1 protein-coding gene is annotated in these 1205 nt (G+C 67.5%); it reads left to right on the plus strand.

Translation table 11 applies throughout. The features are described 5' to 3' along the window. Nucleotides 1-1205: L-arabinose isomerase (gene araA, locus E3O57_RS15080; RefSeq protein ID WP_134456617.1), on the plus strand; the 1205-nt coding region annotated here is incomplete at its 5' end.

Below are 1205 nucleotides of genomic sequence, written 5' to 3' on the forward strand. Positions count from 1 at the left end.
TGCACCTGCACACCCAGGCCAACGTGGAACTGCCCTGGGCCGAGATCGATTTCGATTTCATGAACCTGAACCAGGCCGCGCACGGCGACCGGGAGTTCGGGTACATCCAGACCCGCCTGGGCGTGTCGCGGAAGACCGTTGTCGGCCACGTGTCCAACCCGGTGGTCAGCGCCTCGATCGGCACCTGGACGCGTGCCGCGGCCGGCTGGGCGGCATCGAACAATATGAAACTGGCCCGGTTCGGCGACAACATGCGTTACGTCGCCGTCACCGAGGGCGACAAAACCGAAGCCGAGCTGCGTTTCGGCGTGCAGGTGAACACCTGGTCGGTCAACGAACTCGCCGAGACCGTGCACGCCGCCACGGCTGCTGACATCGACGCGCTCGTGGCCGAATACGAAGAGCTCTACGACGTGGCCCCGGAGCTTCGCCGCGGCGGCGACCGGCACGAGTCGCTGCGCTACGGCGCCGCGATCGAACTCGGGTTGAAGTCCTTCCTCGAAGCCGGCGGTTTCAGCGCGTTCACCACCAACTTCGAAGACCTCGGCGCCCTCAAGCAACTGCCCGGCCTGGCCGTGCAACGCCTCATGGCCCAGGGCTACGGCTTCGGCGCCGAAGGCGACTGGAAGACCGCGATCCTGGTCCGCGTGGCCAACGTGATGGGTTCGGGCCTGCCCGGCGGGGCGAGCCTGATGGAGGACTACACCTACGACCTCACCCCCGGCGCCGAACTCATCCTCGGCGCCCACATGCTCGAGGTCAGCCCGTCACTGGCCACCGAGAAGCCGACCCTGGAGATCCACCCGCTGGGCATCGGCGGCAAAGACGACCCGGTGCGCCTGGTCTTCAACGCCGCCCCCGGCCCCGCCGTGGTCGTCGCGATGAGCGACATGCGCGACAGGTTCCGCCTCACCGCGAACGTCGTCGAGGTCGTCGAACCCACCCAAGCGCTACCCAAACTCCCCGTCGGCCGCGCCGTCTGGAAGCCCGCACCCGACTTCGCCACCTCCGCCGCCGCCTGGCTCACCGCCGGCGCCGCCCACCACACAGTCATGTCGACAGCCGTCGGCATCGAGGTGTTCCAAGACTTCGCCGAGATCGCTCAAACCGAGCTCCTCGTGATCGATGAAACCACCACCCTGCGGGACTTCTCCCGCGAGGTCCGATGGAACCAGGCGTACTACCGCCTGGCGCAAGGCCTGTAA

This window comes from Cryobacterium sp. TMN-39-2 (assembly GCF_004402745.1).
Taxonomy (GTDB): domain Bacteria; phylum Actinomycetota; class Actinomycetes; order Actinomycetales; family Microbacteriaceae; genus Cryobacterium; species Cryobacterium zongtaii.